We start from the raw sequence: 14,702 nt of genomic DNA, 5'->3' as shown, positions 1-14,702 counted from the left end.
GCGTCAGCCTGCCTGCTCGTCGTACGCGGCCTGGTACAGCTCGAGGTAGCGGGTCATGCCCATCGCCTCGAACTGTTCGACGTACCCCTGCCACGCCCCGTCGTCGTTGATGTCGAGCTCGCCGGTGGTGAACTTGGCGAAGCTCTGTGTCACGTGCGAGTGCACCGACGCAGCGATCTGCGCCTGCTCGGCTGCACCCGCCTCGTCGAACAGCACCGGTTGAAGCACCGACTCGATGGGCGGCGCGCAGGGCTCGTACTCGAGAGTCGCCTGGTAAAGGTCGCTCTCGAAGGTAGGCCGTTCGGCTGTCGCCGCGAGCCCGATCAGGTAGTCGTGACTGCGGTACATCGGCGACTGCTGCGACCACCCTGTGCCCTCCGGCGGCGGCCAGGCGTCCTGGTACCAGACGGCCTGCCGGCCGTCGAAGCCGGTCATGGTCTCGTCCGCCCAGCCCCAGTTCTCACCCTGAATGCCTGAGAACGCTGCCGTGGTCCCCTCCAGGCTCATCATCGCGTCACCCCACTGCACGAGCAGCTCAGGGTTCTCGCAGGCGCTCGTGATGACGAGTGGGGGCATCGCCGTGTTCGAGAGGTAGTAGTCCCAGGGCGTAAACTGGATGCCGTCCGGACCCTTGAGCGGCGGGATCGAGACGTAGTCGCGCCACGCCGCGCCCTCGGAGTAGTCGATGTCGATGAACTGGCCCCAGAACAGGGCCCGTGCGACGCCGAGCCTGCCCTGGTTCCCGGCCTTCAGGAAGTCGTCACCCGTGGTGGTGAACAGCTCTCGCCCGATGGTGCCGTCCTCGGTCAGCGAGCGCATGAAGCGCAGACCTTCTCGCCACTCTGGGAGGTCAGCGACGAACTCGACCGCGCCGTCGTTGACCCGCATCCAACCGCCTGAGGCCGTGCCGCCGGGGTTGTACAGGAAGGCGTTCATGATCCAGGTGTCGACCGGCTGGGTGCCGGCGGCCAACGGGATGATGTTCTTGCCGGGGGTGGGGTCGTTCTCCTTGAGCAGCCGCAGCATCTCGCGGAACTCGTCGGTCGTCGTAGGAATCTCGGCTCCAACGGCGTCGAGGTAGCGCTGGTTCACCCAGATCCTGCCGGGCATGACGTGGCAGTGGTAGCAGTCATTGATGCCGCGGAACTGGTACATCCGGCCGTCCCGCGCGGTGACGACGCGTTTGCGCTGCGGATAGTTCTCCAGCGCCTCGCGCATCTGGGGGGCGTAGGTCTCGATGAGGTCGTCGACGGCGACGAATGCTCCCTGGCTCCCGTAGAGCGAGATCTGGTCGTTGGTGAACGGGATGTTCAGGAACGCGTCCGGCATGTCGCCGGAGGCGATCATCGCGTTGATGCGGGTCATGTCGAGGCCACCGTTGGCGTCACGAACCAGCACCGCTTCGTACTCGACCTTCATGCCGGTCTTCTCCTCCAGCCAACGACTGAAGGCGTTCGTGTTCCAGTCGCCGATCACCTGGGCATCACGCTGGACGACCACCTTGAAGGTCTTGGAACCGTCATGGAACGGCTGGACGTCCCGCAGCTTCGGGCCGACATAGTTCTCGGGATAGCGCACACCTGGCAGCTCGGCAGCGAGCTGTAGGGGGTCGACGCCCGGGATGCCGGTCGCGCCGCCGGTGGGCGCCGTGGAAGAGCCGCCGCCCGAGCACGACGCCAACGCCGTTGCACCCACGGCTCCGGCTCCGAGCATGAGCAGCTGACGTCGGTTCAGGCGACGCCCTGAGAACTTGCGGTCATTCATGATGGTCCCTTCTGAGTGGCGCTGCTTCGGGTGAGGCAGCGGAGGCTGACGGGAGAGGTTCGGGGATCGCGGGTCGCTCCGGGATTCCGCGGCGGACGTGAGCGGCGGTGACGTCTCGTACCGAGGCGCATCCCAGGAGCTGCAGGGTGCGCCTGGCCTCGTCGGCGAGGATCGCGATGGCTCGCTCCACGCCGATTAGGCCTCCGGCCATGAGTCCGTACAGGTACGCACGTCCGACCAGCACCAGGTCTGCGCCACGGGCGTAGGCGCTGATGATGTCGGCGCCGGTCGAGAACCCGCTGTCAACCCACAGCTCGACACCAGCGGGCAACTGCGCTCGCGCATCGTCGATGAAGTCGTACGGATGCGGGAGCTGGTCCAGCTGGCGACCGCCATGGTTCGACAACACGATCGCGTCCGGGCCCACGGCTGCGACTCGTGCCGCATCACGCGCCGACGACACGCCCTTGATCACGAGGGGTCCCTTCCACAGGGCCCGGATCCAGGCGATGTCCTCGACGGTGACGGTCGCGTCGTAGAGCAGGTTCCCGAGCTCAGCCAGGGGCGCGTCCCAACGGCCGAGCGAGGCGAACCGGAGCGGTTCCTTGGTCAGGAAGGCGAGCCACCAGTTCGGGTGCCGCGCAGCATCGAGGACCGTGCGTGCGGTGACCCCCGGTGGGATCGCCAACCCGTTGCGCACATCTCGCAACCGTTGACCTGTCACAGCGGAGTCGACCGTGACGATCAGGGCCTCATAGCCAGCCGCTGCTGCGCGCTGAACGAGCTGCTTGGTCGCCTCCCGGTCCTTCCAGATATAAAGTTGGAACCACTTGCGTCCGCTCGGGACCTCGGAGACCAGATCCTCGGGCGAGGTGGTGCCCATCGTGGCCAGGGCGTACGGGATCCCGGCACGCGCAGCCGCTTGGGCGACGGCCACCTCGCCAGCATGGTGCATGAGCCGCGAGAATCCAGTCGGGGCAAGGGCGAAGGGCAGCTCGCTCGTCATGCCGAGCGCCGAGACCGACATCTTGGGTGTCGCGACGTCGGCAAGAACCGTCGGAGCGAACGTCACCTGATCGAGGACGTGCCGGTTGTGGCGCAGCGTGATCTCCGCGTCCGCACCTCCGTCGACGTAGTCGAACACGGCACGCGGCACGCGCTTGCTCGCGAGGGAGCGCAGCTCCGCGATCGTCAGGGCACGCTCAAGCCTGCGCTGCGCCGACAACCTGATCGGCGCCGGGCGCATGAGCGCCGCTCGCTGCCGCCACCGTGACTCGGTCATCACACTCCCTCGTGGGTTCGCCACGTATCGTGCACGATGCACGACAATCACGCAAGTAGACAACTGCGCGTCCCTCAGTGCAACGATTCCGACCCGTGACAGCCAAAGGGTGCATCGCGTATCGTGTACGAAACACGGAAAGGAGTATGGGATGCGGATTGATTCGCACCACCACATCTGGCGGCACCGCGACTGGCCACAGACGTGGATCCCGGCAGCACATCGCCCCACCCTCGAAACCGACTTCTGGCTCGACGACTGGCGGGCCGCAGCCACACCGCACGGTGTCGAGCGCGCCGTCCTTGTGCAAACGGTTCCCGACGCGGCCGAGACCCCATACCTGCTCGCCCAGGCAGCGGCATCGACCGTCGTCGCGGGCGTCGTCGGCTGGTTGGAGCCGACTCTGCCGCCGGAGCGCCAGCTATCTGCCCTTCTGGAGATGGAGGGCGTGCCTCTTGTTGGCATCCGGCTGCAGGCCGAGTACCTCACCGATCTCGACTGGCTCGCGTCACGCCCCGCTGGCGCCGCCGCGCAGGCCGCCGGCCGGCTCGGACTGACCGTCGACCTGCTGGTCCATCCCGGGAACCTGGCTGCTGCCCTTCAGCTGTGCCGGCGGTATCCGATGACCCGGTTCGTGGTCGACCACCTCGGAAAACCTGACCTGCGCCGACCTCTCGCAGCGGCCGTGTCGTGGCGGGACGGCGTCACGGCGCTTGCCACTGCGGAGAACGTCGCCGTCAAGGTCTCCGGACTGCGATCGTCGCCCGGATTCGACCAGCACGCTCGGGACTTCGTCGAGACCGTGGCCGATCTGTACGGTGCCGACCGCCTCATGTGGGGCTCGGACTGGCCGGTCTCGCTGATCGGGGGTGACTACGGCGAGGTCGTGGCAGACGTCGACGAGTGGATCAGGTCCTGGAGCGCGGCCGAGCGGTCGAGAATGTGGTCGGGCTCGGTGCTGGAGTGGTATGGGCTCGACATCCACGAGGGGGAACTATGAACGATCGCTCCACGACGCCCGTAGGTCAGCTCAGCAGGCAGATGCTGGTCGACTCTGTCTACGACAGGCTCATGGCACTGATCATGGACCAGCAGATCCGGCCTGGATCGAAGATCAGCATCGATGCGCTGGTACGCGAGCTCGGTGTCTCGTCGACGCCGATCCGTGAAGCGCTTGCTCGGCTCGAGGCCGACGGCCTGGTCCTCAAGGAGAGCATGCGGGGCTACTTCGCCACCGAACAGCTCTCGGCCGCAGAGTTTGACGACCTGTGCCAGTTCCGCGAGGTTGTCGAAGGATGGGCCGTCTCCACCGCTGCGCTGCGCGCCACCAAGGCGGACATCGAAGCCCTTCAGGCCGAGCTCGACACGGTGCCGCGCCCCCTCGACGGCGACGACTACGAGTCGTTCCGGCGACTGCAGGAGCACGATGTGCGGTTCCACATGCGTCTGCTGCAGATCGCCGGCAACCAGGCGCTCACGACCGCCTTCCAGCGCACCCACCCGCACGTGCGCACGTTCCGCCTGCGGTACGAGGCCAAGCAGGGCAACAGCGCCATCCGGGAGCACGAGGCCATCGTGGCCGCTCTCAGGCAAGGCGATCCCAAGGGCGCGCAGGACGCACTCATCTCCCACATCCGTGCCACCGCCAACCGCATCCGACCCTGGCTGGACACCTAGCCCGAGAGGACCCCATGCGCTCGATCGCGCTCCGCACCAGACTCAAGCCCGGCATGGAAGCCGTCTACGAGGAGGTCCATCGCACCATTCCCGCCGAGCTCGCCGCGGCGATCAGCGGCGCCGGTGTCCGTTCGTGGCGGATCTGGCGTGATGGCCTCGATCTCTTCCACGTCGTGGACGTCGATGACTTCCAGCACCTCCAGGAACAGCTTGCTCACCACCCCGCCAATCTCGTGTGGCAGGAACGCATGGCGGAGCTGCTGGACGTCGAATTCACTTATTCCGACGCCGGTGCGGGCCTGCCGCTCGTGTGGGATCTCGCGGAGCAGGTCTCGCGATGAGCCCGGCACCGATATCTCCCTACCCGAGGTTCGGGCTCGGTACGGCAGCGGCGGGGAATCTCTACCGCCACCGCAGCGACGAGCAGGTACGAGAGCTCTTCCGCGCAGCCTGGGATGCGGGCGTGCGCTACTACGACTCGGCTCCGCACTACGGCCTCGGACTCTCTGAACGGCGCCTCGGCGACTTCCTGCGCGAGGTCGACGCCTCCCAGGCCCAGATCTCGACGAAGGTCGGGCGGGTGCTCGAGCCCTCACCTGAGACGATCGGCCGCCGGGACGACCAGCAGTTCGATGTCCCCGCCAGCCACCGGCGACGGTGGGATCCGAGCAGGTCCGGAGTGCTGCGCAGCGTCGAGAGCTCGCTGTCGAGATTGGGCTTGGACGCAGTCGACACCCTGCTGCTGCACGACCCGGACGAGCACGATCTCGAGCAGTCGCTGCGGACGGCGCTTCCAGCTATGCGGGCGCTCACCGCCGAGGGCGTCGCGCAGAGGATCGGCGTCGGCGCCCGGACGCTCGCCGGCCTCATCCATGTGGCCAAGCACCACGACGTGGACGTGCTCATGCTCGGAGGGCGGTACACGTTGCTGGAGCGGGAAGCCGAGGACGTCTTGCTGCCGCTGTGCCTCGAGCGCGGGATCGCCGTGATCGCGGCTGCCCCGTTCAACTCGGGGATCTTGGCATCGGAGCAGCCCGACGAGCTCTCCCGATACGAGTATGCCGGCGTGCCCGAGGACGTCCTTCACCAGGCTGTCCGGCTCGCGAACAACTGCCTGAATCTCGGTGTGGCGCTGCCGGCGGCCGCGCTGCAGTTCCCGCTGCAACACGCTGCTGTGGCGTCCGTGGTCTTCGGCGCAGATAGCTCGGCTCAAGTCCGGCGCAACATCGCCCTTGCCCGCTCGCCTCTGGGCGCCTCGGTGTGGCCTGCGCTGGCCCCCGCGCGCTGATCGCGGACGGAGGGCGGCGCGCTGCCCGCGCTCGCGTTCGATGAGTGCGACTCCGGTGTCGGTGGGCGCGCCGCGACCGAGGGGCTTGGCTCGCAAGGCGCACTGATTGTGCAACAGCTGCCCCCACCAGTGACCCACGACGTACTCGGGCATCCCCGGGTCACACGGCGAGGAGCGCCGCAGCGACCGCACGTACTCCAGTACCGGCCGCGTGATCTCGCGGAACGGGCGTCTACCTGACCGGGTCGCGGCACCGTGCTCGAGTTGGCCATCCTCGGTCAGTTGCAGGAGGCGCCCTGCACGGGTAGGAGCTGCACAAGCGGCTTCACGCCACGCGGGGGACGGTGAGCGCGCTCTCCACGATCGCTCTACCCCCGCGCTCCGCTCTTTGACAACGGCCGACCACATCGAGCCGTTGACACCGCCGAGCTGCCGCACGCAGTGGACGGCAGGCGGACCCGGATCGTCTGGGTCTGCTGCACGAACGGGTGACAGTGGTTAGTCACGCAGCCTGACTGGCTGGCGTGGTCATGATGGTCTCGTACTCGATGGGCGTCAACCTGCCGAGTGCGTCCTGTCTGCGTCGCCGGTGGTAGGTCCTCTCGATCCAGGTCACGACGGCAATCCTGAGATCTTCCCGGGTTGCCCAGATTCTGCGGTTGAGGACGTTCTTCTGGAGCAGGCTGAAGAAGCTCTCCATGGCGGCATTGTGGCCGGCTGCACCGACTCGGCCCATGGATCCGACCATGCTGTGGCGGTTCAGGGCGTGGACGAATCTCCTGCTTCGAAATTGGGACCCTCTATCGGTGTGAACGACGCACCCAGAGACGTCACCGCGCCTGGCAGCGGCGTTGTTCAGCGCGGTGACCGCGAGTCGGGACGTCATCCGGGAGTCGATGGAGTAGCCCACGATCCGGTTGGAGAAGACGTCTTTGAACGCGCAGACATAGAGCTTTCCCTCGCCCGTCCAGTGCTCGGTGATATCGCCGATCCAGAGCTCGTTCGGCGCGGATGCCGTGAAGGCGTGCCGGGTCCGGCCATTGTCGTCGACCACCGCCCACAGGTCGTCGTGGACGGGCGGTCCGGGCTTCTTGCCGTTCTTGCCGCGCTTCTTGCCGAACGCTGACCACCAGCCGTTGTCTCGGCAGATCCTCCACGCGGTCCGCTCTGCCATCGGCATGCCGGCGTCGCGGGCCTCATCGACCAGGAACCGGTACCCGAACTCGGGGTCGTCGCGGTGGGCGTCGAGGAGAGCGTTGGCGCGATATGCCTGGTCGAGCTCTGCGGTCGTGACCGGGTTGGCGAGCCAACGGTAGTAGGGCTGACGGGCGATCTTGAGCACCCGGCACGTCACCGTCACGGGGATCCCGTCATCGGCAAGGTCACGGACGAGCGGGTAGCTCATTTTCCCGGCAGATGCGCCTGAGAGAAGTACGCCGCAGCACGGCGCAGCACCTCGACCTCTTGCTCGAGGGTCTTGATCCGACGCTTCGCTTCACGCAGCTCAGCGGACTGGATCTCGGTGGTGCCCGGGCGCTCACCGTCGGCGATGTCGGCCTTCTTCATCCAGTCATACAGAGTCGTGAAGTGGACCCCGAAGTCCTTCGCGATCTGCTCCAGCCCGACACCGGGCTCACGGTTCCTGGCCACCCGCACGACGTCGTCGCGGAACTCCTTGGGATACGGCTTGGTCACAGCGATCATCCTTCCAGCCCAACCCCGTGGGCTAGGCAGATCAGGTGTCACCTATCCGTGCAGCAGACCCAGGCATCACTGCAGGTGCAGGCGATTGCGAGTCGATTCCCCTTAGCTCCACAAGGTCAGAGGGACCAGGACATTTTTCGTCCTGGTCCCTCTGGCGTTGAGCAGGCCGGTAATTCGAGGAGCCGCCGCAGCGGAGCGAGGACGGCGAAGTCCCTGAACTCACAAGCACGTGGCTGATCGACGAGACCGGCCCTGTGTCATGACGGCGCGGCCTTCAGTTCTCGCCCACGTGCAGGAGTGAGCAGCGAGACGCGCTGGTGCAGGTGGTGCAGAACGCGACAGTCAAGCGACTCGGCTTCTCCGATGAGCACGGGCTCGAGATGGCTATCAAACCAGGCCCGCCCGGAGGCGAGTGAGGACACGGTGTCCGAGCAGCTACCTAGCCGGGGCGTCGTCAGTGACCTTCACCGACGCGAAGGCCTCACCTCCTCCAGCACGCTGGTCATGGGCCAGGGCGTTCAACACGGGGCGCACCCGGACTCCCCGTTCGTCGTCGAGTCCGGTTCGTCGGCTACCAGGAGGCCAGCGAGCTGGTCGTCCTGGCCCACACAGACGTCGTCGCCCCGCGTTCGAGGGCCGAGGAATCGGCAGTGTGCTCGCCTCGTGAGCATCCCCGACGCCACTGAACGAAAGGTTCCACCATGACCATGCGGGGACAGCGAGTCGCCATCATCACCGGCGCGGGCAGCGCACACGGAATCGGGTTCGCGGCAGCTCGACTTCTCGGCGCCGGCGGATGTCGTGTGGTGATCACATCGACAACGGATCGCATCTTCGAGCGGGTCGCAGAGCTGCGGGCCGCCGGCGTCCGAGCGGAGGGGGTGGTCGCCGACCTCACCGATCCGGCCGGCGTGGCCGCCGTCGTCGCGCGCACGTGGGGTTCCTTCGGAGGCGTCGACATCCTCGTCAACAACGCCGGGATGACGTCCGTGTCCGGCTCGTACGCTTCGGGCACGGTCGACACGCTGTCTCTTGACGGCTGGCGTGCCTCACTCGATCGAAACCTGACGACGACGTTCCTGATGACCCGTGCGGTGGCGGGGCCCATGCAGGCGGCCGGCTACGGCCGGATCGTCAATGTGTCATCGGTGTCGGGGCCGGTCGCCGCTTATGGCGGCGACGTCGCCTACCACGCGGCGAAGGCCGGCGTCGTCGGACTCACGCGCGCGACGGCGATCGACATGGCCGCGGCGGGCATCACGGTGAACGCCGTCGCTCCAGGGTGGATCGACACCTCATCGGCCTCCGACTACGAGCGGGTCCTGGGCGCAGCCACACCCGTCGGCCGGTCGGGCACCGCGGACGAGGTGGCGCACGCGATCGCGTTCCTCGCCGATGACGGCGCGTCGTACATCACGGGTCAGCTCATCACCGTCGACGGTGCGAACTCCATCAGCGAAGAGCGCGGGCGTTGAGCCTCACGGCGCAGCGCCGACTCGCCCGGTCCCGAGAGCGGTGGCGAGAGGAAGGTGACGATCGTGGGTGAGGTGACCGACGAAGTTCTGCTCGGCATCGCGGGCATCGCGGCGACCCTCGTCGGCACGTTCATCGTGGCGGTGTTCTTCTACCTGGACTCGGTGCTGCACCGATCCCGCGGTGCCGCGGGCAGCGCGTCGGACCGGTACATGCGGGCCGGAGCCCGGTGGGTGCTCATCGCCTACAGCCTGCCCTTGATCGTGCCTCTCGCACTTGTCGGTGCGGAGCCCGTCTGGGCGCGTGGCGCGTTCTTGGTGTTCGCGGCGGCGCTCGTGGTCGCCACCGTCGACACGACCCGTCGAATCCTCAAGAAGGGGGCGACGAGAAGGTCGCCCGCGCTGGCCGCGAACGAGGTCTGCACCTCGCTCGCGGTCGTGGCCCTGGTCGTCCTGCCGTGGATGCTCGGCGGTTCCAACCCCTCGCCGAGCGACTTCGTCCCCTCTCTCCTTCTCGCCCTCGCCATCGGCTTCACCAGCACCGCGACGGTCATCATGTCGGTCTTCGACGCCGAGCGGACGCCGGTGCCTGATCCAGATCCCGCGGTGTCGTCGCGACGCTCCGCGACGCGTCGGTCGTGACCGGCTCGGATGCGGCATCGCGGTACATGGCCTGGTGCGACGAAGGCGCGTCACCGGTCGCGACGGAGGCGTGTCAGCCCTGTGGGTGAACGGCCCAGCTGCGCGGGTCTGGCAGGCGCAGTCCGCATCGGGGAGAATCGGCTGGTCCGCTGGTGCGTAACCAGGGGAGGGAGCGAACCTGTGGACCTCGTGGGCCGAGGCACAGAGAGCGAGGCGCTCGAACAGCTGCTCGCCGCGGCACGAGCCGGACGCAGCGGGGCGCTGGTGGTGCGCGGGGAAGCGGGTATCGGGAAGACCGCGGTGCTGGAGGACGCCCAGCGGTCCGCGGCCTCTGCGGGATTCCGGGTCGCGCACCTGGTCGGGGCGGAGTCCGAGACGCACTTCGCGTTCGCCGGCCTGCACCAGCTCTGCGCGCCGCTGCTCGAGCGCGCGGGGTCCTTGCCCGAACCGCAGCAGACCGCCCTGGGCGTGGCGTTCGGGCTGCACGGTGGTGCGACGCCGGACAGGTTCTTGGTCGGGCTGGCCACCCTCAACCTGCTGGCCGAGGTCGCCGAGGACGGGCCGCTGGTGTGTCTTGTCGACGATGCGCAGTGGCTGGACCAGGCGTCCGCGCAGATCCTGGCGTTCGTGGCACGACGCCTGGCCGCGGAACGGATCGCGCTGGTGTTCGCGATGCGCGACCACAGCGAGAGCGAGACCCACCCGCTCACCGGGTTGCCGGAGCTCCATCTGAACAGGCTCGACGACAGGGACGCGCAGGAGCTGCTGGCAGCAGCGGTCCGCATCCCGCTCGATCGCGGGGTGAGGGACCGGATCGTCGCCGAGGCGCGCGGCAACCCGTTGGCGCTGCTGGAGCTGCCTCGAAGCGCTCACCTGACGCAGCTGGCCGGCGGTTTCGAGCTGCCCGACGCCGTCAGCCTGCCGCGTCGCATCGAGGCGAGCTTTCAGCGCCGCTCGAGCGGTCTGCCCGCGGAGACGCAGCTGCTGCTGGTGCTGGCTGCGGCCGACCCGACCGGTGATGCGGGACTGCTGTGGCGGGCGGCGAAGCAGCTGAACATCCTCGACGAGGCGGCGGCGGTGGCCGAAGCGGCCGGGCTTGTGGAGATCAAGAACCGGGTGCGGTTCTCTCATCCGTTGGTGCGCTCGGCGGTCTATCGAGCTGCCACGGCACCGGACCGTCGCCGGGCGCACCGCGCTCTGGCCCAGGCGACCGACCCGCGGCTCGACCCTGATCGCCGTGCGTGGCACGGCGCGCAAGCCGTGCTCGGAGTCGACGAGGAGGCCGCTGCTGCGCTCGTGCGCTCGGCCGGCCGAGCGCAGGCCCGCGGCGGGCTGGCCGCAGGGGCGGCGTTCCTGCAGCGGGCAGCCGCGTTGACTCCGGATCCGGCCCTGCGTGCGCATCGGGCGTTGATCGCCGCGCAAGCCAAGCACGCAGCAGGTGCCTCCCACACCGCTCTGGAGCTGTTGACGATCGCCGCGTCCGGACCGCCGGATGCCCTCCACGGTGCCCGCGCCGAGCTGCTGCGCGCCCAGATCACCTTCCACCTCACGCGCGGCAACGAGGTGTCGGTCATGCTGCTCGATGCGGCGAGAAGGCTCGCCCCGCTCGACGCTGCGCTCGCCCGCGAGACCTACCTGCACGCCCTCGACGCCGCGATCATCACCGGCCGCCAGGGCTCCGGCCATGACGTGCGCACGGTCGCCGAGGCCGCCCGGGCCGCACCACCCCCGCCCGGGGTGCCGGTTCCGTCGGACATCTTGCTCGACGGACTCGTCACGACCTTCACCGAGGGCTACGAGGCGGGCGTGCCCGGACTACGTCGTGCGTTGGCGGCGTTCCGCGATCAAGGGTCACGCGCCGGCAGCGGGGACGACGGCGAACAGCGCCGCTGGCTGTGGCATGCCGGCCGTACCGCGACGGCGCTCTTCGACGACGAGGCCGTCCACGCGCTGGCCGCCCGGCACGTGCGGCTCGTCCGTGAGGCGGGCGCGCTGGTCGCGCTCCCCGCCGCGCTCCTGTTCCAGTCCGTGGCCCTGACGCTCAGCGGTGAGCTCGACAGCGCGGCTGAGCTCGCCGTCGAACAAGCCGGGATCGAAGCGGCGACCACGGCCGTGCCCCTGCTCCACGCCCAGCTCATCCTGGCCGCGTGGCGTGGCAGTCCGGACGAGGTCACCACGATCCATGCGGCCGTCGCCCGCATGGCTGCCGAGCGTGGGCACGGCACCGAGATCTCTCTCGCGCAGTACGCGCTCGCGGTGCTGCACAACGGCCTGGGCACCTACGCCGCGGCGCTGGAGGCCGCAGCGCGGGCCTGCGAGTCCGACGAGCTCAATCACAGCAACCTGGCGCTGCCCGAGCTCATCGAGGCGGCCTGTCGTGCGGGTGAACCCGAGCGCGCCACCGCGGCACTGGAGCAGCTCACCTCGCGAGCGGTCGCCAGCGGCACCGCGTGGGCGCTCGGGCTGGCGGCCCGCTCACGAGCCCTGACGAGCCCTGGGCCCGACGCCGAGGACGACTACCGCGAGGCGATCGAGCACCTCCGGGGCTGCCGGATGACCGTGTACCTCGCCCGCACCCACCTCATCTACGGCGAGTGGCTCCGCCGTGAAGGACGCCGCCAGGACGCCCGTGAACAGCTCCGCACCGCCCATCAGATGCTCTCGGACATGGGCGTGGACGCCTTCGCCGAGCGCGGGGCCCGCGAGCTGCGCGCCACCGGCGAGCACCCACGTCGACGCCACGCCCGACCCACCGACGCCCTCACCGCGCAAGAGCTCCACATCGCGCGGCTGGTGGCCACCGGCGCAACCTCCCGCGAGGTCGGTGCCCAGCTGTTCCTCAGCCACCGCACGATCGAAGCTCACCTTCGCAACATCTTCCGCAAGCTCGGCATCACCTCCCGCCGGCAGCTCAAGGACGTTCTGCCTTCCTGAGCGTGGAGACGACCGTGATTTCCAGGAGGAGCGCCGGGCGAGCGACGGCTACGCTGGTTCGGTGAGCTCCCCCGAAGCAGACAGGCGAGGGCTGCCGGTCTACCGGTAGCCCAGATGCCCCAGCTCTTCCGCTCTGACGGACAGTGCCGCGCCGCTCCGGCCGGCCACGGTCGCGTCGCGTGAGCTCACGTGCGTCCGAAGCACCGGTAGTGCCCCGCGCCTACCAATGTCCTCACGTTCTTGCTTCGGAAGGCACACCCATGCCCGTTCTGCTGTATCTGCTCGCCGTCGCGGTCTTCGCCCAAGGCACGTCGGAGTTCGTCCTGGCCGGCATCCTGCCTGGCATCGCGACCGATCTCGACGTCTCACTCGGCCGCGCCGGACTTCTGACCTCCGCGTTCGCCGTGGGAATGGTGATCGGCGCTCCTGCCATGGCCGCCGCTGCCCGCCGCCTCTCGCCGCGGTGGACGCTGACCGGATTCCTCGCTCTGTTCGTCGCCGCGCACGTCGTCGGCGCCGTCACCGACAGCTTCGTCGTGCTGCTGGCCACGCGCATCGCGGCCGCGTTGGCGAATGCCGGGTTTCTGGCCGTCGCGCTCGCGACCGTGACACGGATCGTGCCGCCGGAGCGCCGGACCCGCGCGCTGGCGGTGATCCTCGGTGGGACGACGCTGGCGCTGGTCGCGGGCGTGCCCGCCGGGGCCTTCATCGGTGATCTCCTCGGGTGGCGCGCCACCTTGTGGGCGATCGCGCTGCTGTGCCTGCCTGCACTGGCGGCGGTCCTGGCCGCCATGCCGACCCGCGCCACCGGTGCCGACGGGGCCGAGGTGACCGCCTCCATCGGAGGGGAGCTGGCGAGCCTGCGCTCGCGTCCGGTGCAGCTCACTCTCGTGCTGGCGGTGCTGGTCAACGCCGCGACGTTCTGCACGTTCACCTACCTTGCGGTGATCGCCACCGGGCCGGCCGCGCTGCCCGAGCGAGCGGTCCCGGTGCTGCTGGCCGTCTTCGGGCTGGGCGCGTTCCTCGGTGTCAGCGCAGCCGGGCGGTTCGGAGACCGGCACTGGCAACGGCTGATCCCGGTGAGCGCGCCGCTGCTGATGGCCGGATGGGTCCTGCTCGCGCTCAGCATCACCATCCCCGCCGCCCTGTGGCTTCTCGCTCTGACCCAGGGGGCGTTGTCCTTCGCGCTGGGCAGCACGCTGATCGCCCGGGTCCTGGCCACCGCACGCGATGCCCCGACGATGGGCGGGTCGTTCGCGACCGTCGCGCTGAACATCGGTGCCGCCGTCGGCCCGGTCGGCGGCGGTGCGGCGATCGAGCTGATCGGAGTGCGCGGCCCCGTCATCGTGAGTGCTGTGCTGGTGCTGCTCGCCGTCGCCGTGTGGAGCCTGGCGTCGGTCCGGCACGGCGCAGCAGTGCGGCGCGACCAGGACGAGAGCCGTACGTCGGTCGTCGGAGCAGAGCGCTCCAGGCGCTGGCCTCGCGGTGCGAGGAGCTAGCGGGCTCCCGCCAGCGCCTCACCCAGAGGCGTCCGCGCGTGAAGGACCCGGACTCCGCTGCGCCGGCTGTCCACCAGGCCGGCCTCACGCAGCACCGCGAGGTGGTGCGAGGCCGTGGACACCGCCAGGTCCGTCAGCTCGGCGCACTCGGACGTGGACAGCGGCTGCTGAAGCTCCAGCACCAGCCGAGCACGGGCCTGCCCCAGCAGCGCGGTGAGCGCCTCGAGGGCGTCGGTGCCGTCACGGTGCCGGGCGACGGAGTACGTGGGCGGGGTTTTGGATCGTCGATGCTCCCGACCAGGAGCGCGCACTGGCCTGGGCTGAGCAGGTCTCCGCCGCGCTGGGCTCGCGGATCGAGGTGCGTGCCCTCCAGGAGGCCCCGGAATGAGCTAGGGGTGCTGCGTCCGGGGTGGATGCGGCCCCCGAAAGCTGGAGCCTTG

11 protein-coding genes and 2 pseudogenes are annotated in these 14,702 nt (G+C 69.0%); 8 read left to right on the top strand and 5 right to left on the bottom strand.

Annotated elements, in window-relative coordinates; genetic code table 11:
• Positions 1-3 precede the first annotated feature (3 nt).
• On the bottom strand, positions 4-1,764 hold the full coding sequence (locus tag GPA04_RS05035) for an extracellular solute-binding protein (RefSeq protein WP_156222967.1): 1,761 nt from the start codon (positions 1,762-1,764) through the stop codon (positions 4-6).
• On the bottom strand, positions 1,757-3,046 hold the full coding sequence (locus tag GPA04_RS05030; RefSeq protein ID WP_156222966.1) for an alpha-hydroxy acid oxidase: 1,290 nt from the start codon (positions 3,044-3,046) through the stop codon (positions 1,757-1,759). Before GPA04_RS05030 ends, GPA04_RS05035 begins: the two co-directional genes overlap by 8 nt.
• A gap of 151 nt (positions 3,047-3,197) precedes the next feature.
• On the opposite strand from GPA04_RS05030, the gene GPA04_RS05025 reads away from it, so the two are divergent.
• The 4 genes from GPA04_RS05025 to GPA04_RS05010 are packed head-to-tail and all read left to right on the top strand — an operon-like array spanning position 3,198 to position 6,011.
• A complete protein-coding gene (locus GPA04_RS05025; RefSeq protein WP_162458522.1) occupies positions 3,198-4,046 on the top strand; it encodes an amidohydrolase family protein in 849 nt (282 codons plus the stop codon).
• Between the two features lie 41 nt (positions 4,047-4,087).
• Entirely contained in the window at positions 4,088-4,723 is a 636-nt protein-coding gene (locus GPA04_RS05020) for a GntR family transcriptional regulator (protein WP_162458521.1), read from the top strand.
• A 14-nt stretch (positions 4,724-4,737) separates the two neighbouring features.
• Entirely contained in the window at positions 4,738-5,064 is a 327-nt protein-coding gene (locus tag GPA04_RS05015; RefSeq protein WP_156222963.1) for an L-rhamnose mutarotase, read from the top strand.
• Positions 5,061-6,011: an aldo/keto reductase gene (locus tag GPA04_RS05010; protein WP_156222962.1), complete on the top strand. Its 951-nt coding sequence runs from the start codon at positions 5,061-5,063 to the stop codon at positions 6,009-6,011. The genes GPA04_RS05015 and GPA04_RS05010 overlap by 4 nt, the downstream gene beginning before the upstream one ends.
• Positions 6,012-6,095: 84 nt before the next feature.
• Here GPA04_RS05010 and GPA04_RS21620 read toward each other — a convergent pair.
• Positions 6,096-6,239, bottom strand: a pseudogene (locus GPA04_RS21620) (hypothetical protein); the annotation flags it as partial.
• A 274-nt stretch (positions 6,240-6,513) separates the two neighbouring features.
• A protein-coding gene (locus GPA04_RS05005; protein ID WP_436277902.1) for an IS3 family transposase occupies positions 6,514-7,706 on the bottom strand; the annotation gives its coding sequence in 2 pieces (ribosomal slippage) (positions 6,514-7,419 and positions 7,422-7,706; 1,191 coding nt in all).
• 710 nt (positions 7,707-8,416) lie between these two features.
• On the opposite strand from GPA04_RS05005, the gene GPA04_RS05000 reads away from it, so the two are divergent.
• The 4 genes and pseudogenes from GPA04_RS05000 to GPA04_RS04985 all read left to right on the top strand — a co-directional run.
• Complete coding sequence (locus GPA04_RS05000; RefSeq protein WP_156222960.1) at positions 8,417-9,190, top strand: SDR family NAD(P)-dependent oxidoreductase; 774 nt, start codon at positions 8,417-8,419, stop codon at positions 9,188-9,190.
• A gap of 63 nt (positions 9,191-9,253) precedes the next feature.
• A complete protein-coding gene (locus GPA04_RS04995; RefSeq protein WP_156222959.1) occupies positions 9,254-9,829 on the top strand; it encodes a hypothetical protein in 576 nt (191 codons plus the stop codon).
• 189 nt (positions 9,830-10,018) lie between these two features.
• Positions 10,019-12,763 carry an ATP-binding protein gene (locus tag GPA04_RS04990; protein WP_241680614.1) on the top strand — a complete coding sequence of 915 codons (2,745 nt, stop codon included), beginning with the start codon at positions 10,019-10,021 and terminating at the stop codon, positions 12,761-12,763.
• Positions 12,764-13,023: 260 nt separating this feature from the next.
• A pseudogene (locus tag GPA04_RS04985) lies at positions 13,024-14,145 on the top strand (Cmx/CmrA family chloramphenicol efflux MFS transporter); the annotation flags it as partial.
• 113 nt (positions 14,146-14,258) lie between these two features.
• Here GPA04_RS04985 and GPA04_RS04980 read toward each other — a convergent pair.
• Entirely contained in the window at positions 14,259-14,573 is a 315-nt protein-coding gene (locus GPA04_RS04980) for an ArsR/SmtB family transcription factor (RefSeq protein WP_241680613.1), read from the bottom strand.
• Positions 14,574-14,702 lie beyond the last annotated feature (129 nt).

The organism is Pseudactinotalea suaedae (assembly GCF_009733815.1).
Lineage (GTDB): Bacteria > Actinomycetota > Actinomycetes > Actinomycetales > Beutenbergiaceae > Pseudactinotalea > Pseudactinotalea suaedae.
This window is presented reverse-complemented; position numbering and strand designations above follow the sequence as displayed.